The organism is Pseudomonas sp. HY13-MNA-CIBAN-0226, assembly GCF_040310305.1.
GTDB lineage: Bacteria > Pseudomonadota > Gammaproteobacteria > Pseudomonadales > Pseudomonadaceae > Aquipseudomonas > Aquipseudomonas gregormendelii.
The window spans coordinates 265,729-288,826 of the sequence record NZ_JBEOPS010000002.1; the positions used below are offsets into that span (position 1 = coordinate 265,729).

The following is a 23,098-nucleotide window of genomic DNA, read 5'->3' on the forward strand; positions in this document are numbered from 1 at the left end:
CTAAACGCCTTAAACGGGATGCTCGCCGGCACGTTGTTCGCAATCCGTAGGTGGGTATCGCCAGGTTTCTGGCCCAGGGAGCGTTAATGAGTTTTGATCCGTTGCACGGCTCCCCGCAGCCATCGAGCGAACGCGCAGCCGATGCCGCTCAGCCGCCACGCCCCGCAGACCCGCTCAGCCGGGCTCCGGCGGGCGGGCATGACGCGATAGAACGACTGCTCGATTCGGCGCGCAGCGCTGCCCACACCCGCCATTGGGCGGTTTACCGCGCCGGCGAGCAACTGCATCTGGTCGGGCAGGGCGAGCCGCAGGAACATTGGCCGGCCATCGTTGCCAACGAAGACTTCGAAGCGTTCTGCCTGAACAGGCGCCTGCACCGCTGGTCAACCGGCCGGGGCGAAACGGTGCTGGGGTGGGTACTGGCGCCCCAGGATGATGCCGCCGACCCGACGCTGGACGAGTTTGCCCAGCGCCTGGGCACCGAGGTGCAGACCAACACCCTGGCGCGCGCGCAGATTACCCAGCGAGTGCTCTATGAAATCACCTACCTGGCCAGTTCGACCCGCGACCGCTTCGTGTTCCTGGTGGGGGTGCACCGGCTGCTGGCCAGCCTGATCGACGCCGAGAACTTCTATCTCGCGCTGTACGACCCGCACACGGGCAAGATCGACTACCCGTACTACGTCGACATCATCGATGTGGATGCCGTGGAGGCTGAACACTACGAGTACCTGGACCCCGCGCACCTGTCGTTGACCGGGCAAGTGTTGACCAGTGGCCAGCCGCTGCTGATCGACGCGGCCGGCATGCTCGCGGCCCAGGAGGAAGGTCGCTTCTACTGCGTGGGAGACCGTCCGGAGTTCTGGATGGGCGCGCCGCTGAAAAATGCCTCTGATGAAGTGTTCGGCATGCTGGCCATGCAGGTCTACGAGGTGTCCCGCACCTACAGCGCTGAGGACCGCGCGCTGTTCCTGGTGGTGGCCCGTCACGTGGCCATGGCGCTGGACCGCATTCTGCACCGTGAGGACCTGGAAGCGACGGTGATGCGCCGGACCCTTGAGCTGTCGGCACTCAACGACGCGCTGCGCCAGGAAGTGGCGGATCGCGAACGCGCCGAACACCTGCAGAGCGCGCTGTTCCAGATCGCCGAACTGTCGAGCCGGCCGGGGGACATGACCGAGCTGTTCGAGACCTTGCATGGCATCGTCGGTGAGCTGCTGTTCGCCCACAACTTCTACATCGCACTGTTCGACGACGCCAACGGCGAAGTCACCTTTCCCTATTATGTCGATGAGCGCCAGACCACCCGCCCGCTGGCACGCCGTGGGCGCCGGGGCTTGACCGAGTATGTGATCCGCCAGCGGCGACCATGCCTGGTGGATTCGGCCGAGGCCGAGCGCCTGTCCGCCACCCATGAAACCGAACTCGCCGAGGCGCATATGCGTTCCTACTCGTGGCTCGGTATTCCGTTGTTCGATGGCGATGTGGTACGGGGTGTGCTCGCGGTGCAAAGCTATACCTCGCAGGTGCGCTATACCCTGCGCGATCAGGAGCTGCTGACGTTCGTCTCGCGGCATATCGACACGGCGTTGTCGCGTCGTACGGCAGCCGAGGCGATCCATGCCGCCAACCTCAAGCTTGAAGCCCGGGTACAGAACCGTACCCGTGAGCTTGATCACGCCAATGCCAAGCTGCAGCACGAGAACCTGCACGACGCGCTGACCGGGCTGCCCAACCGTACTTGCCTGCAGCAGCGTCTTGGCGTGGCCTGGTCGCGGTTCGGCAGCGAAGGCGGGCATCTGGCGGTGATGTTCATCGACCTCGACCGGTTCAAGATGGTCAATGACAGCCTCGGCCATCACTTCGGCGACCTGCTGTTGATGCAGGCCGCGCAACGCCTGCGGGGTTGCCTGCGGGAAACTGACCTGCTGGCGCGCCTGGGCGGCGACGAGTTTTCGGTGCTGGCACCGGACGCGCCGCTGGAAGTGGTGATCGACATCGCCGAGCGGATCCTGGTGGCGTTCGACCTGCCGTTTTTCATCAACGGCCTTGAGGTGTTTTCATCCTGCAGCATCGGTATCGTCAGCGCCGACAGTCAGTTCCATCACGAGCCGGCGGACTTGCTGCGCGATGCCGATGCGGCTATGTACCGGGTCAAGAGTGCCGGGCGCGACAGCTTTGCGGTGTTCAACCAGGAAGTGCGCCGTGAAGTCTCGGACCAGGTCGAGCGCGAAGGGGCGCTACGCAACGCGCTCAAGCGCACCGATGAGTTGCTGCCGTATTTCCAGCCGATCGTCAGCGTCGCAACCGGCGAACTGCTGGCGCTTGAAGCGCTGATTCGCTGGCATCAGCCTGGGGGCCGGGTAATCGGGCCGGGCGAGTTCCTGCCGGATGTCGAGGGCTTGCGCCTGATCGGTCGCCTGGACCTGTACATGCTCAATTGCATTGCGGTGATCCTCGCCCAACCGGAGCACGCCAACTGGCCGCCGGTGCACGTTAACTGCTCCAGCTACAGCATGACGCGTCCGGAATTCGCCAGTGATGTCCTGGCCCTGCTGGCCCGCCACCAGGTCGCGCCTTCGCGCATCTGCCTGGAGCTGACCGAAGGCGCGCTGGTGGCGGAGCCGGCGATAGCCCGACTGACCATGCAGCAATTGGCCGACAACGGCATGTCGGTGGTGCTCGATGACTTCGGCGCCGGTTTCTCCTCCCTGAGCTATGTGCACCAGTACCGATTCAGCGGCTTGAAGATTGATAAGTCGTTCATCCTCGAACTCACCTCCAGCCCGCGCAGCCGGGCGATCGTGCGGGCGATTGTGCGCATGGCCGAATCGCTGGACCTGAGCGTGGTGGCCGAAGGCGTCGAGGACCAGGCGACGCTGGACTTGCTGCGCGAAATGGGAGCGACGCAAGCCCAGGGGTATTATTTTGCCAAACCGATGAGTTTGGAGGCGCTGCTGGAGACACTGCCGGTCAGTGTGTAGGGCCGTTTCTAAGACAAACCTGCTGGCGTGCCATACCTGGCAGGTATCGAACGCCACCCAATCGATATTAGACCCTGGCCGCACGGCGACTTAGCCTGTGATTCGGCAGGCTCTGCTTGCGCGAAAAAAACTATAAAAATGCCCTTCGATTGGAACCGCCATGAGCACTCACTATTCGATTCCCGACCTAATCGACAGCCATCGCCTCAGCCCCTTCCAATGGCGAGTCTTTGCCTTGTGTTTTTTCGTCGCCATTCTCGACGGGTTCGACACCCAGGCGATTGCATTTACCGGACCCACCATCATCCAGGCTTTTGGCCTTAGCGCGGGCGCGTTGGCGCCGATCCTGACCGCAGGCATCGTCGGCATGGTGCTGGGTGCCATGGGATTGGGGCTGATGGGCGATAAATTTGGTCGCCGGCCGACCATCATCGGTTCAGTCGCCTTGTTTGGTGTCGCCTCCCTGGCCACCGCGTTCGCCCAGACCACTGAGCAGATTCTACTGCTGCGATTTATCGCAGGTCTGGGAATGGGCGGAGCGACGCCCGTCGTCCTGTCGCTCGCGGCCGAGTACGGGAGTGCCAGGCATCGCGGCACGATCATGACCACCGTGCTGCTGGGCCTGCCTGCAGGTGCCATTCTGGGAGGTTTGCTGGCTGCGAAAATGCTGCCCTCGATCGGCTGGCAGGGCATTTTTGCAGTTGGCGGTATTGTGCCGCTGATATTGCTGGTGGTGTTGCTGTTCGCACTGCCGGAGTCGCTGTATTTCCTGACACGGCGTCGGGCAGATGGCAGTCGGGGGAAAATCAACCGCATCGTGGGGAAAATCACCGGGCGTCAACCGGCTGCGGACACGACTTACAGTGTTCCGGAAATGGACGTGAAAACCCGTGTCACCTCGCTGTTCGCCAGCGGGCTAGCGCGCAATACCCTGGGGATATGGACAATCTACCTGTTTAACTGGATTGCCTGGTTCATGTTCCTGTCTTGGTTACCTACCGTGCTCAAAGCCACCGGGCTGCCAGCCGACCAGGCGCCCATGGGGACCGTCGCGGTCAACGCGGTGTTTGTTGTTTGCGCCATACCGTTGTCGATCATTCTGCCGAAGATCAACACCCGGCTACTGCTCCTGATGCTGTTTGTCTTCGGCATTGTGCTGTGCCTGGGGCTGGCCAATAGCGCCAGCAACTGGACTCTGGTATTCATCCTTGCCGGCTGCGCAGGCCTGGGCATCGGCGGGCAGCAGATCGTATTGAACTACATGGTTGCCCAGGCCTACCCCACGGCATTGCGAGCAACGGCGACCGGCTGGGCAATTGCCTTGGGCCGGGTGGGCGCGATCATCGGCTCGGCAAGCGGTGGCTGGTTTCTCGAACACGGAGGGCCTTCCGGTTATTACCTGGCGTTGGCAGTGCCGTTGGTGATTGCCGCAGCCGGCTTGATGATCATTCGCCCGCAAGCCGATACGGTGCAGGGGCGACCCCTGTCAGTACACTGAAGGCGTGTCTGCCACACCGTACCTCGCGCTCGGCAACCTGCGGTGTGGCCAACCTCAAGCGGGCGCAATCAGGGTGGACGTCTTCTCATTCGCTGGCACATCATGCAGCGAAATCCTTGAAGTCTCGCGCAGGGCCAGGCCGCCGGCGAGCGCCAGCAAGGCAATGGCGATCAGGTAGAACGCCGGCGAGAGATTGCTGCCGGTGGTGCTGATCAGCCAGGTCGCCATCAGCGGCGCGGTGCCGCCGAACAGGGTGTAGGCCATGTTGTAGGTGATCGCCGACGCGGTGTAGCGAGTGCGGGTCGGGAAGGTTTCCGAGAGCAATGCCGCGGTGACCACGTTGCACAAGACTGCGCCAATCGCCAGCAGCAACACGCCCAGGATAGACGCGGCAAACGACCCGGAACTGGCCATCAGAAACGCCGGGTACACCACCACAATCAACAGCACGCAGGCGCTCGCTACGGTCATCCGTCGCCCCACCCGGTCTGAGTACAACCCGGCCAGCGGGCAAATCAGCGCGGCAAAAATCAGGGCGATCAGCGACACCAGCAACGCTGTTGCCCGACTCAGGCCGCCGGCAACTTGCAGGTACGTCGCAAAATAGGTGGTGAACATGTAGAACGACAGGGCCGTCAGCGAGATGAAGGCGCCCAGGCAGCAGATGGCTTTGCCGTGGTCGCGAAACGTGTCCCTGAGCGGGGAGTGTGCCACCGCATGCTGTTGGGTCACGGCCTGGAAAGCCGGCGTTTCATCCAGCCTCCAGCGCAGATACAGGCCTACCAGCCCCAGTGGCGCGGCAATCAGGAACGGCAGGCGCCAGCCCCAACTGCCCATGGCTTCAGCGGACAAGGACGCTTCGAGCGCGTAAGCCACCACCGCCGCCGAGGCGAACGCCGCGAAGGTCGACACCGGAATGAAACTGCCATACCAGGCCCGTCTGTCATCAGGCGCATGCTCCATCAGATAGGCGCAGGCACCCGCATACTCACCGCCGGCGGAAAACCCTTGGGCGCAGCGGATCAGGCTCAACAGCACCGGGGCCATGACACCAATCGCCGCGTACGTGGGTAACAAACCGATCAGGGTCGTCGCGCCGGCCATCAGCAGGATTGTCATCGCCAGGGTGCGCTTGCGCCCAATCCGGTCCCCCAGCATGCCAAAGAAAATCCCGCCCAGGGGCCGAAACGCAAAGGCCACGGCGAACACGGCGAAGGTTTTCAGCAGTGCGACGCTCGCATCGCCACTGGGGAAAAATTGCTGGGCGATGGTCGTTGCCAGAAAGCCGTAGACGGCAAAATCAAACCACTCGACAAAATTGCCGATAGCGGCGGCGACTATCACTTTTCTCAGGGTCTTCGGGCTGACCTGCTCTGCGGCGGCGCTTGTCATGCTGAACCTCGACGTTTCATCCGTTAGCCTGCGATTATCCGGGCAACGGCTGAAACGTCTCAGCTCAAAAGTGTCGTTGACGTATTCAGGACCGACTACTGTCGTCCATTCAGCCAGGCCTCATAATCTGCGGCAGGCATTGGCCGGCCATACAGGTACCCCTGTGCCTGATCGCAGCCTGTCTGCTTGAGAAAGCTGTGTTGCGCTTCGGTTTCCACGCCTTCGGCAATGATCTTGAAGCCCAGGGCATGCCCCAATTCCACGATGGTTTTGGTGATCGCCACATCGCGCGAATCGTTGGGTAGATCGGAAATAAAGCTGCGATCGATTTTCAGATGGTCAATGGGTAAGAGCTTGAGGTACGCCAGCGATGAGTAGCCTGTGCCAAAGTCGTCGATGGAAGTGGTTACGCCAAGTCCTTGCAACGTGCCGAGGACTTCCCTGGAATGCTCGGGACTGGCCATCATCAGGCTTTCAGTAACTTCTACCTCCAGCACATGCGCGGGCAAGTCGAAGGCTCGCAAGGCACTTTTGAGGGTTTCGACGAAATCGCTGCGGTCGATTTGCAGAGGCGCCACATTGATGGCGATGACACCGTGCACTATCTGCAGATCAGCCCAGCGCCTGATATCCCTGCAGACCATTTCGATCACTTGCTCGCCGATCTGAATGATCAAACCGGTGTTTTCCGCCAAAGGTATGAATTCGCCGGGGAAAATCAGGCCCTGTAAAGGATCGCGCCAGCGAACGAGCGCCTCGGCTCCTGCAACTGTATTGTCCAGCAGGTTGATTTTTGGTTGATACCACACTTCAAATTCATGGTTGAGCACTGCACGCCTCAAGAAGCGCTCGCCATTGAGTCTTTCCTGGGCTCGCAAGGTCATTTCAGGCTGGTAAAAACGGTAGTCGTTGCGTCCCCCCTCCTTGGCGCCGTACATGGCCGTATCCGCTTGCCTGAGTAATTGCTCAGGCGTCTCGGCGTCGTGGGGCGCCACTGATATGCCGATGCTTGCCGTCACCAAGGTGGAAGTGCCTTTTAAATCGAAGGGTTCCTGAAGTGATACCAGGAGTTTTTTTGCAACGATGATGGCGTCGGTGGGGTGGGCAAGATTGTTCAGTATCAGCGCAAACTCATCACCTCCCAGACGGGACACCGTGTCCTCGGAACGCACACACGCCAGGAACCTGGACGATGCCAGTTGCAGAAGCAGGTCACCAAGGGAGTGACCCAGGCTGTCATTCACTGTTTTAAAGCCATCAAGATCCAGCACCACCACTGCCAGGAACTGGTTATAGCTCAGCGACAAATCGAGGGAATGCTGCAGCCGTTCATTGAACAAGGCTCGATTGGGCAGGGCGGTCACCGGGTCGTAATGGGACATTCGCTCCAGATCGGATTGCGATTGGTTGATCGCTGAAATGTCCGAAAAGACCGCAACGTAGTTATTGACGTTGCCATCTTCATTGTAAACAGCGTTGATGGTCAGCCATTCCGGAAAAAGCTCGCCGTTTTTTCGCCGGTTCCATAGCTCGCCGCGCCACAAACCGCTGGTCTTCAGGCTTTTGAGAATCTGCCGGTAAAAGGCGTTGTCTTGCTTGTCAGTGATGAGTATGTTCGGCTTCAAGCCTATGGACTCCTCGGCACTGAAGCCTGAAATCTTCATGTAGGCTGCGTTGACCGAGAGTATATGTCCGCGTGCATTGGTGATGATCACACCGTCAGCGGTGTTGTCCAGAACGATTCCCGCAAGACGCAGCTGATCGGTGCGTTGTTTGATTTCGGTGATGTCGGTGGAAATCCCCAACACCCCTGAAGCCTGCCCACTTGGCCCTTTCAAAATGCACTTGGTCGTCAGGTAGGTGCGCGTCATACCCTGTTTTTTGACCTGATCCTCAAAACGTAAACTGCCGCCGCTCGAAATCACGTGTTGGTCGTTTTCGCGCAGGGTTTTGGCCTCGATAAAGGGCAGATAACTTTCGCGGGTTTTGCCCTCCATTTCCTCGAAAGTAAGACCAGCAGCTTGTTCGAACATGCGGTTGCACAGTCGAAGTTTGCCCTCAGTGTCGTAGACGTAAATGAGTGATGGGGCGTTGTCGACGATGTCGAGCAACAGGGCTTTCTGCGTCCGCCGTTCTTCAACCTCGTGGGCTAATTGAGCATGGCGTTGGCGAACCAGCAGATGGCTCTTGCTCAGTTGCGCGGCGAAAAAGGTGAACAAGCCGGTGCAGGTGAGGGCCACCAGAAACAGCGGCGATTTGAACAGGGAACTCGCCGGCCAGCCCTGCTGCGGCAGCGCCGCGAGCTCCCATTGGCCACCTGGAACATCAACTAACGTGGTGACTGCGTCACCCTCGAATATTTCAGGCGCACCGTAGATCATCGCGCCGCTTGCACCTGTTCCATCTTCTCCGCGAAGGGCCAGTTGCAAGTTTTTATTGTCAACGATACCGCTGGCAGTGAGCAGTTGAAGCACATCTGCGACGACTGAAGCATTGCCCCAGTAAGTTTCTTCGCCGCCAGAGTGGCTGATGAAAACGGGTCGACGATGGATAAATTCCAGGCCGCCCTGAACCAAATGTACGGGCCCAGCCAAAAGCGCTTCTTTTTGTTCGCGAGATCGTTCGATCGCCCGGTATTGCTCAGGAATCTTGCGATAGTCCAGCCCCAGGACTTTGCGGTTTCCTTCCAGCGGAAAGATATTGCGCACGACGTCGTCAGGCGCCAGCGCAATGTGGCGAATATGCGGCTGGGATGAAATCGCCTGCCGGGCCATTCCGTCGAAATGAGCAGATGAAATTTCACCATCTACTCTCACCAGCTGGCCAATGCCTTCAGTCACATCAAACGTTGAGCGCACTTCGCTCTCAAGGTGCGCCCTGATATTGGCCAGCGTGGACATTACCTGGGCTCTCGCCGCCTGGGATTCTTCTCGTGAATCCAGGGTGCCAAGGGTGACGGAGAGGACGACTCCGGTCAGGAAAATGCTGCCTGGCAGTGCGAATGTCCGCCACGATCGTGGTTGGGCAGTAACCGGGCCATCACTTGTGTCGTTCGCCGTGCCAGCTCGGGTTCTTCTCAAAGCGTCAATCCCTGAAAGTCATCATTGAAATCGAACGGCGTAAACCGGTGGCGATTATGCATATCGATGTTGGATGAATTTGACTCTTCAGTGGTTCCACTGATCCGACGACCGCCGCTTATTGAAATCCATACCATTGGCCGACACAATCGCATCCCGATCCGGCTACGGCCCGGATACCCGTGCAAGAAGGAACCGCAGTTGAACCAACATACACTGTCCATGCGTCTTGAGCGCGTTGCGGCGCAAGTGCCGGCCGGGGCGCGCCTGGCGGATATCGGCTCGGATCACGGCTACCTGCCGGTGGCCTTGATGCGCCGTGGGGTGATTGCGGCCGCGGTCGCGGGTGAGGTGGCGCTGACGCCGTTCCTCTCGGCTGAGCGCACCGTGCGTGAAAGTGATCTGGATCAGCACATCACCGTGCGCCTGGCCAATGGCCTGGCAGCGATCGAGCCGGGTGACGGGATTACGGCCATCAGCATCTGCGGCATGGGCGGCGAGACCATTCGCGACATTCTCGAAGACGGCAAGGCGCACCTCGGCGGTCACGAGCGCCTGATCCTGCAACCCAACGGCGGCGAGCCGCCATTGCGCCAATGGCTGATGGACAACGGTTACCGCATCCTCTGCGAGGAGCTGCTGCAGGAAAACCGCTTCTATTACGAAATCATCGTGGCCGAACGGGATGTACCGGTGCAGTATTCTGCCCAGGAGTTGTACTTCGGCCCGCTGCAGATGCAGGCCCGCAGCCCGTTGTTCCTGGCCAAGTGGCAGCGTCTGCTACAGCAAAAGCACAAGACCCTGGGCAGCTTCGCCATGGCGCGCAAGGGCGTCGCGGAGCACAAGGTGCAAGACCTGGCCCGTCAGGCCCGGTGGATCACCGCGTTGCTGGGGTGAGCCAGGCCGGTGAAAAACAATTGCCCCCCGCAGACTTTTTCGCTTCCCCGGGTTGTCCAACCCTGAGACTGCCGTCACGGCTTTTCCAAACCAGATAGCTGGCCTCAGCTAAGGACAGATGATGACCTTTCTAATATTTCTCATAGCCTGCGGTGCTGCGGCGAGCACCGGGATCATTTTCAAACCCGGGCAATGGTACGAAGAACTCAATAAACCCAGCTTCACGCCGCCAAAATGGCTGTTTCCTGTGGCCTGGTCGATTATCTATCTGTTGCTCGCCTGGGCGGGGTATCGCTTGAGCCTGATGCCCGGAAGCCAGGTGGTACTGGCCCTGTGGGCGGCACAAATTGCCTTGAATACGCTTTGGACTCCGGTGTTCTTTGGCGCCCACCGGATCTTCGCCGGGATGGTGATCATCTCGCTGCTGTGGCTGGTGGTCGCGGCGATGGTCGTGCTGGCTTTGCGCCTTGACCTAATCACCGGCTTGATTCTGTTTCCGTATCTCATCTGGCTGTGCGTAGCCAGTGCGCTGAACTTTTCGATACTGCGCCACAACTGAGTGCCTGGTTCAGCGGTGAATCGTTACGCTAACCGTAACGGTTCGTCGCTGTGCTTGATTGATGCACCCCCGCAACACTCCTAAGGTGAGACCACGACAGCGAACCTCTGGAGTGGTCATGACAACAACAATATCCCCCGACCCGCGATGGACGCGGCGACGCAGCGAGAAGCAGCGGCGTCTGGAGCTGGTCAAGGATTTAGCCGACGGCGCGGTGCTGCCCACCGAGAAGATCGTCCAAGCCCTGCAAGCGTTGATCCTGCCCGGCGATCGCGTGGTTCTGGAAGGCAATAACCAAAAGCAGGCGGATTTCCTCTCCCGCTCCCTGGCCCAGGCCGATCCGGCGAAACTGCATGATTTGCACATGATCATGCCCAGCGTGGGGCGGTCCGAGCACCTGGACCTCTTCGAACGCGGCATCGCCCGCAAGCTCGACTTCTCGTTTGCCGGCACCCAGAGCCTGCGCATCAGCCAGTTGCTGGAAGACGGCCTGCTGGAAATCGGCGCGATCCACACCTACATCGAGCTCTATGCGCGGCTGGTGGTGGACTTGATCCCCAACGTCGTGCTCTCGGCCGGTTTCATGGCCGACCGTGCCGGTAATATCTACACCGGGCCCAGCACTGAAGACACGCCCGCCCTGATCGAGCCTGCCGCGTTCCGCGACGGCATTGTGATCGTCCAGGTCAATCAACTGGTGGATGACGTCAGCGAGTTGCCGCGCGTCGACATCCCGGCGTCCTGGGTCGATTTCGTTGTAGTCGCCGACAAGCCGTTCTATATCGAGCCGCTGTTCACCCGTGATCCACGGCATATCAAACCGGTGCACGTGCTGATGGCGATGATGGCGATTCGCGGCATCTACGAAAAACACAACGTGCAGTCGCTCAATCACGGCATCGGTTTCAACACGGCCGCCATTGAATTGATCCTGCCGACCTACGGCGAGTCCCTTGGCCTCAAGGGCAAGATCTGCCGCAACTGGACCCTCAATCCGCACCCGACCCTGATCCCTGCGATCGAAAGCGGCTGGGTGGAAAGCGTGCACTGCTTCGGCACCGAACTGGGCATGGAACACTACATCGCTGCGCGGCCGGACGTGTTTTTCACCGGGCGCGACGGCTCCCTGCGCTCCAACCGGATGTTTTGCCAACTGGCCGGGCAATACGCCGTGGACCTGTTCATCGGCGCGACCCTGCAGGTGGATGGTGACGGGCATTCCTCGACCGTGACCCGCGGGCGCCTGGCCGGTTTTGGTGGCGCGCCGAACATGGGCCACGACCCCCGCGGGCGTCGTCATGACACCCCGGCCTGGCTCGACATGCGTCACGGCGATGCGCCCGAAGCCATGCTCGAACGCGGCAAGAAGCTCGTGGTGCAAATGGTTGAAACCTTCCAGGAGGGTGGCAAGCCCACGTTCGTCGAAACCCTCGACGCAGTGGAAGTGGCCAGGAAGAGCAGTATGCCGCTGGCGCCGATCATGATCTACGGCGACGACGTCACGCACCTGCTGACCGAAGAAGGCATCGCCTATCTGTACAAGGCGCGTTCCCTGGAAGAGCGCCAGGCGATGATCGCCGCCGTCGCCGGGGTGACTGCCATCGGCCTGCGGCACAATCCCAAGGACACTGCGCGCATGCGCCGTGAAGGTCTGATCGCCTTGCCTGAAGACCTCGGCATCCGTCGCACCGACGCCACTCGCCAACTGCTCGCGGCCAAAAGTGTCGCGGACCTGGTGGATTGGTCCGGTGGCCTCTACAACCCGCCCGCCAAGTTCAGGAGCTGGTAATGCACGCATTCAACCTGCAAGCCAAACCCGTGACCCTGGCCGAGCGGCTGGCGGACCTGGCCGTCGAGGCGTTGATCGATGAAGCGGACCTGTCGCCCAAACCCGCTCTGGTCGACCGTCGCGGTAACGGCGCTCACACCGACCTGCACCTGGGGCTGATGCACGCCTCGGCGCTGACCCTGTGGCCGGCCTTCAAGGAAATGGCCGAAGCCGCTATCGAATTCGGCGAAGTGGGCTTGCCCCTGCGCGAAGCGATTGGCCGCATTGGTAGGGAAGGCGAGCGAGCGATGCTCGCCACCACGGGCGGAATCAATACTCATCGAGGCGGGATTTGGGCCTTGGGATTGCTGGTCACGTCCGCAGCACTGGCGCCGCAATCCCGGGCGGCCCATGCGGTGGCGGCACGTGCGGCGCGGCTGGCGCTGCTGGATGACGGTGATGCACCGCGTGTGCCCAGCCACGGCGCCCAAGTGGCGCAACGTTACGGTGCTCGCGGTGCGCGGGAAGAGGCACAGGCGGGTTTCCCGGCAGTGATCCAGCGGGCTTTGCCGCAGCTGCAACGCAGTCGCGACGCCGGCCATGGTGAGCAGAATGCCCGGCTCGACGCGTTGCTGGCGATCATGGCGCAACTGGCCGACACCTGCGTGCTCTATCGCGCCGGCGAACCGGGTTTACACGCCATGCAGCAGGGCGCTCGGGCGGTGCTCGACGCTGGTGGCAGCGCCAGTCTTGCCGGGCGTCGCCGTCTGCACGAACTCGACCAACAACTCATCGCATTGAATGCCTCGCCCGGCGGCGCCGCGGACTTGCTCGCAGCCTGCCTGCTGCTCGACCGTATCGAATCTGGCGACGGCATGATTCAGGGAGCGTTCTGATGGAAACCTTATCGTTTGAATTCCCCGCCGGGCAGCCGTCTCGCGGCCGTACCCTGGTGGGCTGTGTCGGCTCCGGGGACCTTGAAGTGCTGATCGAGCCGGGTCAGGCCGGCAAACTGACCATCGCCGTGCAAACCTCGGTCAATGGCAGTGAACAGCGTTGGCAGCACCTGTTTGCCCGGATGTTCGAGGGGCAGGCCTACCCGGCAATGGCCATCGAAATACATGATTTCGGCGCCACTCCCGGCGTGGTGCGCTTGCGCCTGGAACAGGGCTTCGAGGAGATCGGCCATGACTGACTTAACCACGTTGGCCAACTCATGCAGCCTGGTCGAACTGGGTGCCCGGCAAAGGGCCCAAGCGTTGCTCGATACCGGCACGTTTCGCGAATTGCTCGACCCGTTCCAGCGAGTCATGTCGCCGTGGCTGGCGCGCCAGGGTGTGGTGCCTCAGGCCGATGACGGCGTGGTCATCGCCAAGGGCCTTCTCAACGGTTTGCCGGTGGTGATTGCCGCCATCGAGGGCGCTTTCCAGGGCGGCAGCCTGGGTGAAGTCGGCGGCGCAAAAATGGCCGGCGCCCTGGAGCTGGCCGCAGAGGACAACCGTAACGGGGTGCCGACCCGCGCCGTGCTGCTCCTGGAAACCGGCGGTGTAAGGCTTCAGGAAGCCAACCTGGGCCTGGCGGCGATCGCCGATATCCACGCAGCGATTGTCGATCTTCAGCAGTACCAGCCGGTGGTGGGCGTGGTGGCGGGCAGCGTCGGTTGTTTTGGCGGGATGTCGATCGCGGCCGGGTTGTGCAGTTATCTGGTGGTTACGCGCGAAGCACGTCTGGGCTTGAACGGCCCGCAAGTGATCGAGCAGGAAGCCGGACTTGAGGAATACGATTCCCGCGATCGGCCCTTCATCTGGAGCCTCACCGGTGGCGAACAACGTTTCGCCAGCGGCCTGGCGGACCGCTATGTCGCCGACGACGTGGTGCAGATCCAGCAGCACATCAGTGAATTACTCCAACAGGGTTTGCCGGCCCGGCGGCGCAGCCAGCAGGCGGCGCTGTTCCTGCACCGTCTGGCGCAACTGGACACCGAACCGCAAATCGAGCCGGCAACGGTTCGCGACCTGTACCGAGGAGAGCGCTCATGAGTTCGTATTCCCTACGCGGCCTGCATTGGTTCCAAGCCTTGAGTGCAGGCGCAAAAATGCTTGAGGGGCTGCCGCCATCGTTGCGAGTTGCAGACGCGGAGCTGGGTGGTAAGGCCGCGCGCTTTATCGCAGTAGTGGCCGATCCGCACAACCGCTTTCCCCGGGCCCGTAACGGCGAAGTGGGGCTGCTGGAGGGTTGGGGCCTGGCGAGTGCCGTGGATGAACTGATCGCAGCCGATCAGGATAAACCTTGCAAGCGCGCGGTGATCGCCATTGTCGATGTCCCAAGCCAGGCCTATGGCCGGCGCGAAGAGGCGCTGGGAATTCACCAGGCATTGGCCGGGGCGGCGGACAGCTACGCCCGCGCCCGTCTGGCTGGTCATGCGGTGATTGGCTTGCTGGTGGGCAAGGCCATGTCCGGGGCTTTTCTGGCCCACGGCTATCAGGCCAACCGCTTGATTGCCCTGCGTGATCCGGGCGTGATGGTGCATGCGATGGGCAAGGCATCGGCCGCCCGGGTGACACTTCGCAGCGTCGAAGAACTGGAAACCCTGGCCGCCAGCGTGCCGCCCATGGCGTATGACATCGACAGCTACGCCAGCCTCGGTCTGCTGTGGGAAACCCTGTCGGTGGAGCAGATCGAGCGGCCCACCGCCAACGATGTGGCGCGGGTGACGGAGTGCCTGGGTCTGGCGGTTGCCGATGTGGCTGGCGGCAGTCGCGACCTGAGCAGTCGTTTGGGTGCGACTAACCGTGAGGCTTCGAGCAAGGTTCGCCAATTGCTGAGGGCTCAGTGGTGAACGGGTACCTGGCCCACGATCTGCTCTGGGGCATGACTGTGCAGCAGCTGCCGGCAGACGCGCCTGAGTGGGTGTTCGATTCGATCCGCGCAGGGCACCCGGTGGTGGTGCGGCGAGCGCTGGGTCCCGCGGGTGAAATACCGGTCGGGGTGCGTGGGCGTTTGCGTGAACAACGCTTTGCCGCGGTCATGCGGGTTGATTCGGTTTGTCAGCGGGTGCAACCCGAATCGCTGTGTCATGTTTCGATCGAGCGCGACCTGCCAGCGCTGCATACCCTGAAGCACCTGCGGCCAATGCTTGATGACTGCGGTTGGGTCTGGGGGGTGAGCGGCAGCGCCGGGTTCGAATTGGCCAGCGTCGGGTTCGAATTGGCCAGCGCCGGGTTCGAACTGGCCCGCGCCGGGTTCCATCTCGCCAGCGCAGCGCTGGCCTTGCACCCGCACAGTGACCTGGACTTGATCCTGCGCACGCCCGAGCCGTTGCCTCGGCTCCAGGCCCGGGAGTTGTTGAAGATTCTGGATAGCGCAGCATGCCCGGTGGATATGCAGTTGCAGACCCCCTTGGGCGCGGTGGCATTGCGCGAATGGGCTGGGCGCTCGGACCGGGTATTGCTCAAACAGGCCTGTGGTGCTTGCCTGACTGCAGATCCATGGAACCAGCGTGAGCAGGCAGCGTGAGCAGTTTGCTGGTGTTTCCGGGGCAGGGCACCCAGCAGCCGGGGATGCTCCAGCGGCTGCCCCGCGAGACTGTACTCGAAGCGAGTGCAGTGCTCGGCGAAGATGTCCTGCTGCTGGATTCAGTGCAGGCCCTGAAGTCGACGCGGGCGGTGCAACTGTGCTTGCTGATCGCTGCAGTTACCGCCTCGCGCCAGTTGGCGACAGCGCCCGATTACGTGGCCGGCTTGTCCATTGGCGCCTATTCCGCTGCGGTTGTGGCCGGTGCCTTGAGCTTTGCCGATGCACTGCATCTGGTCAGCCTGCGCGGTGAACTGATGCAACAGGCCTACCCGGCCGGTTACGGCATGACCGCGATCATCGGGCTCGATCTGGCGCGCTTAGAAACCCTGGTAGCCCAGGTTCACGGAGCCGACTCGCCGGTGTATCTGGCTAACATCAACGCCGATAACCAGGTGGTGATTGCCGGCCGCGATGACGCCATGCAGGCGGTCGCTGTACTGGCGAAGGCTCACGGGGCGGGCCTGGTCAGGCGCCTGGCGGTCAGCGTTCCTTCCCATTGCCCGCTGCTCGACAGGCCTGCGGCAACCCTGGCTGAAGCCTTTGCCAAGGTGCAATTGAACACCCCGAAAACCCGCTATCTCAGTGGCAGCCGCGCACGGCCAATCATCAACACCGAAGCCTTGCGTGATGACCTGGCCTTCAACATGTGCCGCGTCGTCGATTGGCGCGGCACCGTGCAAAGCGCCTATGAGCGCGGGGTGCGCCTGCAGATTGAAATGCCACCCGGTGCGGTGCTGACCGGCCTGGCAAAACGGGTATTTGAACAGGGCACGGTGATTGCCTTCGAGGGTGCGCGCCTCGACACCTTGCAGCTGCTGATGCATGAGGAGGGAAGCCGCCAACCCTAGACCACGCTCAGGCCTTCGAACAACAAAAACAACATTCGACGATGCACATTGAGGAACTACAACAATGATTATTTACGGTGTGGCGTTGCTGGCGATCTGTACGCTGGCAGGGGTGATCATGGGTGACATGCTCGGCGTAATGCTGGGAGTGAAGTCCAACGTGGGTGGTGTGGGTATCGCGATGATCCTGTTGATCTGCGCACGTTTGTGGATGCAAAAACGCGGCGGCATGACCAAGGATTGCGAGATGGGCGTCGGCTTCTGGGGCGCCATGTACATCCCGGTGGTGGTAGCGATGGCAGCCCAACAGAACGTCGTCGCGGCGCTGCACGGTGGCCCGGTGGCGGTGCTGGCGGCGATCGGTTCGGTGGTGATCTGCGGCGCAACGATTGCCTTGATCAGCCGGACTCATAAAGGTGAGCCCTTGCCCGACGAGCCCGAGGCCCTGAGCCCGGTCGGCACGCCAGTGGGAGGTCGCTGATATGTGGGACCTCATCGAGAAAGGCCTTGAGCATAACGGACTGATTACCGCCTTTGCGTTTGTTGGCGTGATCATGTGGGTGTCGGTGGTGTTGTCCAAGCGCCTGACGTTTGGGCGGATCCATGGTTCGGCGATTGCCATCGTCATCGGGCTGGTACTGGCGTGGGTCGGAGGCACCCTCACAGGGGGGCAGAAAGGCCTGGCGGATCTTGCATTGTTCTCCGGTATCGGTTTGATGGGTGGCGCGATGTTGCGTGACTTTGCAATCGTCGCGACGGCGTTTGAAGTGCAAGCCACCGAGGCAAAAAAAGCCGGGCTGATCGGGGTGATTGCGTTGTTGCTGGGCACGATCCTGCCGTTCATCGTCGGGGCGAGCATTGCCTGGGCTTTTGGGTATCGCGATGCGGTGAGCATGACCACCATCGGCGCCGGTGCAGTCACCTACATCGTCGGGCCGGTCACCGGCGCGGCCATTGGGGCGAGCTCGGATGTGGTGGCGCTGTCGATTGCAACCGGCCTGATCAAGGCGATCCTGGTGATGGTCGGCACCCCCATGGCAGCGCGCTGGATGGGCCTGGATAACCCGCGCTCAGCCATGGTCTTCGGCGGGCTGGCCGGCACGGTCAGCGGCGTGACGGCAGGGTTGGCTGCGACTGATCGGCGGCTGGTGCCTTATGGGGCGCTGACGGCGACTTTCCACACCGGGCTTGGGTGCCTGCTTGGGCCTTCGTTGCTGTACTTCATTGTTCGGGGGATTGTCGGGTAGATTCTCGGAGCTTGTTAACGCCCGTCTCCACATTCACCGGTCCATGAGCTGCTCGGTGAAATGTGGAGTTACACAGATCTAACCTTCACAAAGGTGGAGTAGGCTTGGATTGGCGGGGCTGAAATTTTATGGGAAAGTTAAAATTCTTGTTCGATGTCATTTGGAAGTTTTTGCTGTGGCTCGAATAAGAGTTATGGCTAGGCAATATGCCGTCATTAGAGCAACTAAGCTATAACTTAGGCCCTCAATTATCCTCTCAGGATTAAAAATTAGGCTGCTCGCAGTGATGATGAGGATGAGGGTTAATGTTGTGGCAAGTTCGCTGACAAGAAAAAAAGATACTGCATCGCTATCGCTCGCGTTATGGAGGACTTCATTTGATGTTAGGCGGGTAAATATCGTACCGATCACCACGCCTAATAAACAAAACAACGCCAGCGATAAAAAGAAAGCAATGTCCTTGCTTGTAAGTGCCAGCAGTAGAGAAGTGATAACAGTTGCAATCAAGCAGGAGGATGAGAGTTTGATGTTGGATCTGCTGATGATAAATCTGGATATCGCAAGCCTCCCTAATATAGTAGATGCCAAAAATACGATGTACGCAATCAGTGAGCTCCCTAACCAAGAAAATTGCTGGGCTAAGCCCAAGAGGTCACTATGCCGATAAAGCAAACCTATTGCGTACATAAATATCAACGATTCAAATACGTTTCCCGCAACATAGCCTGTTATTTGCACTGGGTATTTCGTCGTAATAGTGAAATGCTTAAGATATGCGTGATGTCCTGAATGTAAAATAGTTCTACTTGCGTTGATGGGTCGAAGGTCGCTGTTCGATATGTATATTTGCGTTGATCTCAGTAGTAGTAGCATCGACATTATTGTTGTTGTGGCATAAAAATAGGACGTAGCATTTATTAGAAGGGAGGCCGTCAGTAATAAAACCAATGGGGTTCCAATGCGAATGTATAGAAGATGGTTGAATGCTTTGATGTAATCAGCGGCTTTGCCAGTCATTTTTATATGTAAGGTGTTATAAGCTGGTCGGAAAGATGCTTTTAAACAGCCTGTTCCTGCTGAGTCGCACACGAAAGCCATCAGAATCAAGCTCCAGCCTGTGTACCAATATCCAAGCAATGATGCCCAAAATCCCAGCATCAGGAAAAAAGCGCATGCCAGTTTGAATATAAAACCATAGATGGTGGTATTGGCAGTGCCCAATCTACATACAAAGTAGTGACCAATGTAAAATTCCACAAATAAGGAGATGATTAACTGCGTTGCAAGCGAGAATTCCAACGAAAACTGGCCTAAACTTGGGCTGCTTGCAATTAGTGCTAGTTCGAGAATGGTTGCTCCCATTGCAACGCCACCATACAAGGCATCTGATCTAGCGACGAGTGTGTGTGCACTTTTCATTCGTTTGCTCTATAAGTTATACCGGGCTCTAGAGTAAGGTTTTTATATAGGGTGGACGGCGCGTAAGCGCGACCGTAAAACATCAGTGTCGTATATATTGAGTCCAGATCGTAAGGGATTAGTGTGAATTTCTCAAAAGGTTGCTTCGTGGTATACACTGGAGTTCCAACTTTGCCATTTCTAAAGTCTTCGTAAAGTAATAACTCGAAATCAGTATTTGAGTTCTTGGTGGTATCGTTAAAAAAAATACCGCAGGCAGCATCGTTGAGATTTCTATAGGTGCTCCCAGCCGTGTGCATTTGTTCAAATACGTTGGTTAAAATATTATCTCCATAGATTGATTGTAGATATCTGATAGTATAAGGCCATCTTCTATTCAAATGCCTGGATATGTCTAGATATCGTCTGACACAGTCAAAAGTGAAATGTTTATCATATGCAGAGGTCGGGTGGGTGAGAATATTTTTAGATTTATATATTTCAGTGAAGATCAAGTCGATAGCGTCAGTGTTTTTTATTGTCATTTTCTGAGACCTCTGCGAGCGTTTTTTTTACGAGGTTGATGTTGTATTGCTCAACTTCAATGGAAGCCCCTTCCATTTCCAGCAAAATGTTGTCTGTATTGTACGCCTGGATGATAGTTGGCTTGAAAGCTTCCATCAGTTCAATATTGTAGGGGTCGGAGTGCTGGTCGAGCCACACGGGAATGCCATTCCACATCCAGGATTTTATTCCTGAAATATGCAACGTTTTGATGAAGCTCCATATTTCATGTTTTCCGTCAGGAATGGAGAAATCAAGATCTTTGCTTTTGCAATAGCCCAAGTAATGTCCGATGTCAAAAGCCATGGAGCAACCAGACTGAAAGCATAGCTCTAAATAGAAGTCCCAAAACGGTATGCTTCCGAACTCGCTGTATACGGGTGGATTCTCTAATAGTAGGGGCAGTTCAAGAAAATTCTTTACCATATTGGCGTTAATTATTGTTGTTTGTAACGATTTTTTGTTTAAGGGTGGATTTGTTTGATGGGCGCCGAGAAAAAGATTCTCATTTCTCCATATGCCTATGTCTTCTTCGATGTATCTTACGGGGAGAATGTCAGTTATTTTTTTGAGATTTGCTAACTCTGACATATCGATCACTCCAGAGAAATTTATATCTACTGGGTGAACGGAAATAGTGAAGTCAGCAGTCGCGCAAACATCAATTATTGAGTTCTCCAGTTTTTCCCATGGTCGCACGCCCAGGCTAAAGTGCTTGATCGGAGCTCCACGGTAAATGCTACTGGTGTTTGAATTGAAATCAATAAATTGTTTTAACTTGTTTATATCGCCGCTCACACCTAGACTTATCGAATCGATGTTCATGAAATTCACCCGCCCGAATGATAATTATGCAGACTTTCCGATTAATTCACCTTTTCTACCACCAACACCAAGAGTAAAGGTTTCTAAAGCGACTCGTTTCGGCGAATTATTGGCTTTTGTTCCGTTCGAGATTTTTTTTAAGATATAGGTGTATGTTAGGAACTCTTCCCCTCTAAATATCGTCCGCCGCTCGCCCGTCAGCTGGCAGAGCCCCCACAGAATTTTGAATGGCATATGTCTTAGGTAAATATTGAGCAAGGATAGATGTGCAATTTCTCCCCTCGAGGTGCTTTGTGATATTTTCTCTATATTTATAATAATGGCGTTCTCTAGGGAGTTGAGTAGAGGTTTTGCAAAATGATCTATATAAGCATCGTAGATTTCCTTCACCTCTTGATTTTCTATAAGTTGTCTACTGTTTGGTAAGGCGATCAAATTGAACTTAATACCCATTTTCCTTTCGATATTATCTCTGACAGGTGTGCCTGGATATATCATCATGATATTGAAGTAATGATCAAAGGATTCATGTTCAGTCAAACCGGCGTGAAGCAAAAAGCTCAGATTTTCTATGATTTCTCTTTTTTGTTGATCATGATAAAACATGATAAAATCGAGGCCGATGTCGATGCCATTGATCTGTAGGGCTATGATTGCGTCTGTATTATTTTTTACTGTAACTCTTTTGTTCATATAATCGAGTTGAGTTTGCGAGCCAGACTCGATACCCATTTCGACAAGTCTTAATCCTTGTGTTACTAATTTTGGTAATTCTGTGCGCAGCTTAAGTAGGTACCCTACTGTAGAGGAACTGCTCCATGTAACCTCGCCGCCGAATAGCTTGTATAGTTTTTCAGAGAAATCCAATACTCTTTCTTTTCGTACAAAAAAATTAGCATCCATCATGTAAATATGTTCAAAAGAGTATTTTTTGTGAGCCTCTACAATCCAGTCAATCAGGGTGGTTGCGTCGACGGCACGCCACTTAGGACCATCTTTATCTGCCGCAACGATGGCGCAGAATGAGCACGCTAAAGGGCAACCACGGCTACTAGTGAGTGCTATTGCTTTTCTTTTTTTTCCATCTCTTCTGTCCGTGAAATAGAGGTTTTGTAAACGCTCTGAACAATATTCCAACAATGGATTTTCCCATTCGGTTGCGGGTAGTTGTATCTTCTGTTTATAGGTTTCGTGCGTTTCCCCGATTTCGGAAATCCAAACTGCATTTGGTATTTCTTGTATGTAGTTGTCTATAAGTATTTTTTTGGGTATAGGGTTGTTGTTGGTATTCTTTGTGGGCGGAGAGTCTGATGCTTCTTCACGTGATTTGTTGAATAGTTTTAGCAGTGTTGCTGTTGAGTGTTCTCCTTCACCATAAAGCGCCAGTTCAAAAATACCATTTGATACGCGTAGAAAATCTTTCGCTGCAAGGCTTATATGCGGGCCGCCGCAGAATAAAACTGTCTCAGGTAGAGCGCTTTTAATTAATTCACCCCAAGCGATCGCTGCTTGAACATGGCTGCTGAAAATAGATATTCCTACCAGTGCAGGTTGCCAGTCTATCAGGTCTTTTAATTCGTGAGAGTCTGAGGTGTATAAGTCAGAATAATCAAATATTTTGCATTTTACATGTGTTACATGTTTTTTTACGTAAGCTGATATGTTCTGGAGCCCCAAAGGCATTACTTTTTGCGGACCTTCGCCGTATGGCAGCGAAACTAACGCTAGTCGAGTAGGGTCGTAATTATCACTGTCCTTATTTAGTAAATTGCAGCACGCTTCGTTCATACGCACTCCTTGCTTCTTTGTCCTCAGACATATTGAAGAAAGCTGGATACCGCTCTGTTAGCGCCAAGGATTTTTCATGGGAATCCAGTGCTTCAATAAATTTTTTTTTCGGAATTTTCAGGAGGTGTGTGCCATTGTGAAAAAAACAATACCCGAGTTCTGTCAAGCATAAAACACCTTCATTGATTGCAGCTCTCATCTGTTGGCAGCCTTTGAGTTTAGAAGTGGGCATCGTTACACGATGCCCTGGTTGCTTCATCAAAACTCTGGCGCCGTTTTTCCAGCAACCATGTCGTACGTTCCATCTGGAACAGGAGTCATAACCTCAATATCAGAGGCTAAATCATCTAAGTAATTTTCATCATAAGAAGTTTCTTCATTCATACCTTTCTCCTTTTGAAAGGTGACAGTTAAGTCACAAGATTTTTCCTGTTTGACAACGTCGGAGTTAGAAAGCTGCGTATATGTAGCTGTGCACAGCTTAAAGTTTAATCTCCTGCCATTGATGATAGCCACCCTTGACGGTTTCATATAAGTATTGAATCTGATTGGAGTCAAATAAAAAATCAAACTTCCGAAATTTCCTACGGGAATTTTGATGTTGTAGGTCGCATCCTACTTCAATAAGGCAGTTATCCTACAAATTGTGGTTAATATAGATTCTTGGATTTGCC

20 protein-coding genes are annotated in these 23,098 nt (G+C 56.8%); 13 read left to right on the forward strand and 7 right to left on the reverse strand.

Features of this window, described 5'->3' with window-relative positions:
• The first annotated feature begins 86 nt into the window (after nucleotides 1–86).
• Together AAEZ05_RS03380 and AAEZ05_RS03385 are read left to right on the forward strand one after the other, a co-directional pair.
• Entirely contained in the window at nucleotides 87–2,984 is a 2,898-nt protein-coding gene (locus tag AAEZ05_RS03380; protein WP_350646622.1) for a bifunctional diguanylate cyclase/phosphodiesterase, read from the forward strand.
• A gap of 160 nt (nucleotides 2,985–3,144) precedes the next feature.
• The gene (locus AAEZ05_RS03385) at nucleotides 3,145–4,482 is read left to right on the forward strand and encodes an MFS transporter (RefSeq protein WP_350646623.1); all 1,338 of its coding nucleotides are present in this window, start codon (nucleotides 3,145–3,147) and stop codon (nucleotides 4,480–4,482) included.
• Nucleotides 4,483–4,536: 54 nt separating this feature from the next.
• Here the strand turns inward: AAEZ05_RS03385 and AAEZ05_RS03390 are convergent, their stop codons facing one another.
• Nucleotides 4,537–5,874, reverse strand: coding sequence for an MFS transporter (locus AAEZ05_RS03390; protein WP_350646624.1), 1,338 nt, complete (start codon nucleotides 5,872–5,874; stop codon nucleotides 4,537–4,539).
• 95 nt (nucleotides 5,875–5,969) lie between these two features.
• Nucleotides 5,970–8,774, reverse strand: coding sequence for an EAL domain-containing protein (locus AAEZ05_RS03395; protein ID WP_350646625.1), 2,805 nt, complete (start codon nucleotides 8,772–8,774; stop codon nucleotides 5,970–5,972).
• A 381-nt stretch (nucleotides 8,775–9,155) separates the two neighbouring features.
• Here AAEZ05_RS03395 and AAEZ05_RS03400 point away from each other — a divergent pair, with 381 nt between their 5' ends.
• From AAEZ05_RS03400 to madM, 11 genes are all read left to right on the forward strand, one after another.
• The gene (locus AAEZ05_RS03400; RefSeq protein WP_330218105.1) at nucleotides 9,156–9,851 is read left to right on the forward strand and encodes a tRNA (adenine(22)-N(1))-methyltransferase; all 696 of its coding nucleotides are present in this window, start codon (nucleotides 9,156–9,158) and stop codon (nucleotides 9,849–9,851) included.
• Nucleotides 9,852–9,972: 121 nt separating this feature from the next.
• Nucleotides 9,973–10,410 carry a tryptophan-rich sensory protein TspO gene (gene tspO, locus AAEZ05_RS03405; protein ID WP_045059591.1) on the forward strand — a complete coding sequence of 146 codons (438 nt, stop codon included), beginning with the start codon at nucleotides 9,973–9,975 and terminating at the stop codon, nucleotides 10,408–10,410.
• A gap of 118 nt (nucleotides 10,411–10,528) precedes the next feature.
• Entirely contained in the window at nucleotides 10,529–12,199 is a 1,671-nt protein-coding gene (gene mdcA / locus AAEZ05_RS03410) for a malonate decarboxylase subunit alpha (protein ID WP_350646626.1), read from the forward strand.
• Nucleotides 12,199–13,074 carry a triphosphoribosyl-dephospho-CoA synthase gene (locus tag AAEZ05_RS03415; protein WP_350646627.1) on the forward strand — a complete coding sequence of 292 codons (876 nt, stop codon included), beginning with the start codon at nucleotides 12,199–12,201 and terminating at the stop codon, nucleotides 13,072–13,074. Before mdcA ends, AAEZ05_RS03415 begins: the two co-directional genes overlap by 1 nt.
• Complete coding sequence (locus AAEZ05_RS03420; protein WP_350646628.1) at nucleotides 13,074–13,373, forward strand: malonate decarboxylase subunit delta; 300 nt, start codon at nucleotides 13,074–13,076, stop codon at nucleotides 13,371–13,373. The genes AAEZ05_RS03415 and AAEZ05_RS03420 overlap by 1 nt, the downstream gene beginning before the upstream one ends.
• Complete coding sequence (locus AAEZ05_RS03425; RefSeq protein ID WP_045059595.1) at nucleotides 13,366–14,217, forward strand: biotin-independent malonate decarboxylase subunit beta; 852 nt, start codon at nucleotides 13,366–13,368, stop codon at nucleotides 14,215–14,217. Before AAEZ05_RS03420 ends, AAEZ05_RS03425 begins: the two co-directional genes overlap by 8 nt.
• Nucleotides 14,214–15,017 carry a biotin-independent malonate decarboxylase subunit gamma gene (gene mdcE / locus AAEZ05_RS03430; protein WP_350646629.1) on the forward strand — a complete coding sequence of 268 codons (804 nt, stop codon included), beginning with the start codon at nucleotides 14,214–14,216 and terminating at the stop codon, nucleotides 15,015–15,017. The genes AAEZ05_RS03425 and mdcE overlap by 4 nt, the downstream gene beginning before the upstream one ends.
• Nucleotides 15,011–15,694, forward strand: a complete 684-nt coding sequence (locus AAEZ05_RS03435; RefSeq protein ID WP_350646630.1) for a malonate decarboxylase holo-ACP synthase — start codon at nucleotides 15,011–15,013, stop codon at nucleotides 15,692–15,694. The genes mdcE and AAEZ05_RS03435 overlap by 7 nt, the downstream gene beginning before the upstream one ends.
• A complete protein-coding gene (gene mdcH, locus AAEZ05_RS03440; RefSeq protein ID WP_350646631.1) occupies nucleotides 15,691–16,602 on the forward strand; it encodes a malonate decarboxylase subunit epsilon in 912 nt (303 codons plus the stop codon). Before AAEZ05_RS03435 ends, mdcH begins: the two co-directional genes overlap by 4 nt.
• Before the next feature lie 64 nt (nucleotides 16,603–16,666).
• Nucleotides 16,667–17,083, forward strand: coding sequence for a malonate transporter subunit MadL (gene madL / locus AAEZ05_RS03445; protein ID WP_045059599.1), 417 nt, complete (start codon nucleotides 16,667–16,669; stop codon nucleotides 17,081–17,083).
• 1 nt (nucleotide 17,084) lies between these two features.
• Nucleotides 17,085–17,849, forward strand: a complete 765-nt coding sequence (madM, locus tag AAEZ05_RS03450; RefSeq protein ID WP_045059600.1) for a malonate transporter subunit MadM — start codon at nucleotides 17,085–17,087, stop codon at nucleotides 17,847–17,849.
• A 156-nt stretch (nucleotides 17,850–18,005) separates the two neighbouring features.
• Here the strand turns inward: madM and AAEZ05_RS03455 are convergent, their stop codons facing one another.
• The 5 genes from AAEZ05_RS03455 to AAEZ05_RS03475 all read right to left on the reverse strand — a co-directional run bounded on the left by AAEZ05_RS03455 (nucleotide 18,006) and on the right by AAEZ05_RS03475 (nucleotide 22,808).
• Nucleotides 18,006–19,268 carry a hypothetical protein gene (locus AAEZ05_RS03455; RefSeq protein WP_350646632.1) on the reverse strand — a complete coding sequence of 421 codons (1,263 nt, stop codon included), beginning with the start codon at nucleotides 19,266–19,268 and terminating at the stop codon, nucleotides 18,006–18,008.
• 504 nt (nucleotides 19,269–19,772) lie between these two features.
• Nucleotides 19,773–20,636: a multinuclear nonheme iron-dependent oxidase gene (locus tag AAEZ05_RS03460; RefSeq protein WP_350600465.1), complete on the reverse strand. Its 864-nt coding sequence runs from the start codon at nucleotides 20,634–20,636 to the stop codon at nucleotides 19,773–19,775.
• Between the two features lie 24 nt (nucleotides 20,637–20,660).
• Nucleotides 20,661–22,424 (reverse strand): B12-binding domain-containing radical SAM protein, encoded by a 1,764-nt coding sequence (locus tag AAEZ05_RS03465; protein ID WP_350646633.1) that lies wholly within the window; start codon nucleotides 22,422–22,424, stop codon nucleotides 20,661–20,663.
• Entirely contained in the window at nucleotides 22,393–22,683 is a 291-nt protein-coding gene (locus AAEZ05_RS03470; protein ID WP_350600463.1) for a hypothetical protein, read from the reverse strand. The genes AAEZ05_RS03465 and AAEZ05_RS03470 overlap by 32 nt, the downstream gene beginning before the upstream one ends.
• Nucleotides 22,683–22,808 carry a hypothetical protein gene (locus tag AAEZ05_RS03475; RefSeq protein ID WP_350600461.1) on the reverse strand — a complete coding sequence of 42 codons (126 nt, stop codon included), beginning with the start codon at nucleotides 22,806–22,808 and terminating at the stop codon, nucleotides 22,683–22,685. The genes AAEZ05_RS03470 and AAEZ05_RS03475 overlap by 1 nt, the downstream gene beginning before the upstream one ends.
• Nucleotides 22,809–23,098: the final 290 nt, after the last annotated feature.

What these genes read in the sequence shown, in the direction of transcription:
- AAEZ05_RS03380 (WP_350646622.1), top strand. Translation starts at nt 87, where the DNA reads ATGAGTTTTGATCCGTTGCACGGCTCCCCGCAGCCATCGAGCGAACGC.
- AAEZ05_RS03385 (WP_350646623.1), top strand. Translation starts at nt 3,145, where the DNA reads ATGAGCACTCACTATTCGATTCCCGACCTAATCGACAGCCATCGCCTC.
- AAEZ05_RS03390 (WP_350646624.1), bottom strand. Translation starts at nt 5,874, where the DNA reads ATGACAAGCGCCGCCGCAGAGCAGGTCAGCCCGAAGACCCTGAGAAAA.
- AAEZ05_RS03395 (WP_350646625.1), bottom strand. Translation starts at nt 8,774, where the DNA reads ATGTCCACGCTGGCCAATATCAGGGCGCACCTTGAGAGCGAAGTGCGC.
- tspO (WP_045059591.1), top strand. Translation starts at nt 9,973, where the DNA reads ATGACCTTTCTAATATTTCTCATAGCCTGCGGTGCTGCGGCGAGCACC.
- mdcA (WP_350646626.1), top strand. Translation starts at nt 10,529, where the DNA reads ATGACAACAACAATATCCCCCGACCCGCGATGGACGCGGCGACGCAGC.
- AAEZ05_RS03415 (WP_350646627.1), top strand. Translation starts at nt 12,199, where the DNA reads ATGCACGCATTCAACCTGCAAGCCAAACCCGTGACCCTGGCCGAGCGG.
- AAEZ05_RS03420 (WP_350646628.1), top strand. Translation starts at nt 13,074, where the DNA reads ATGGAAACCTTATCGTTTGAATTCCCCGCCGGGCAGCCGTCTCGCGGC.
- AAEZ05_RS03425 (WP_045059595.1), top strand. Translation starts at nt 13,366, where the DNA reads ATGACTGACTTAACCACGTTGGCCAACTCATGCAGCCTGGTCGAACTG.
- mdcE (WP_350646629.1), top strand. Translation starts at nt 14,214, where the DNA reads ATGAGTTCGTATTCCCTACGCGGCCTGCATTGGTTCCAAGCCTTGAGT.
- madL (WP_045059599.1), top strand. Translation starts at nt 16,667, where the DNA reads ATGATTATTTACGGTGTGGCGTTGCTGGCGATCTGTACGCTGGCAGGG.
- madM (WP_045059600.1), top strand. Translation starts at nt 17,085, where the DNA reads ATGTGGGACCTCATCGAGAAAGGCCTTGAGCATAACGGACTGATTACC.
- AAEZ05_RS03455 (WP_350646632.1), bottom strand. Translation starts at nt 19,268, where the DNA reads ATGAAAAGTGCACACACACTCGTCGCTAGATCAGATGCCTTGTATGGT.
- AAEZ05_RS03460 (WP_350600465.1), bottom strand. Translation starts at nt 20,636, where the DNA reads ATGAACATCGATTCGATAAGTCTAGGTGTGAGCGGCGATATAAACAAG.
- AAEZ05_RS03465 (WP_350646633.1), bottom strand. Translation starts at nt 22,424, where the DNA reads ATGAACGAAGCGTGCTGCAATTTACTAAATAAGGACAGTGATAATTAC.
- AAEZ05_RS03470 (WP_350600463.1), bottom strand. Translation starts at nt 22,683, where the DNA reads ATGAAGCAACCAGGGCATCGTGTAACGATGCCCACTTCTAAACTCAAA.
- AAEZ05_RS03475 (WP_350600461.1), bottom strand. Translation starts at nt 22,808, where the DNA reads ATGAATGAAGAAACTTCTTATGATGAAAATTACTTAGATGATTTAGCC.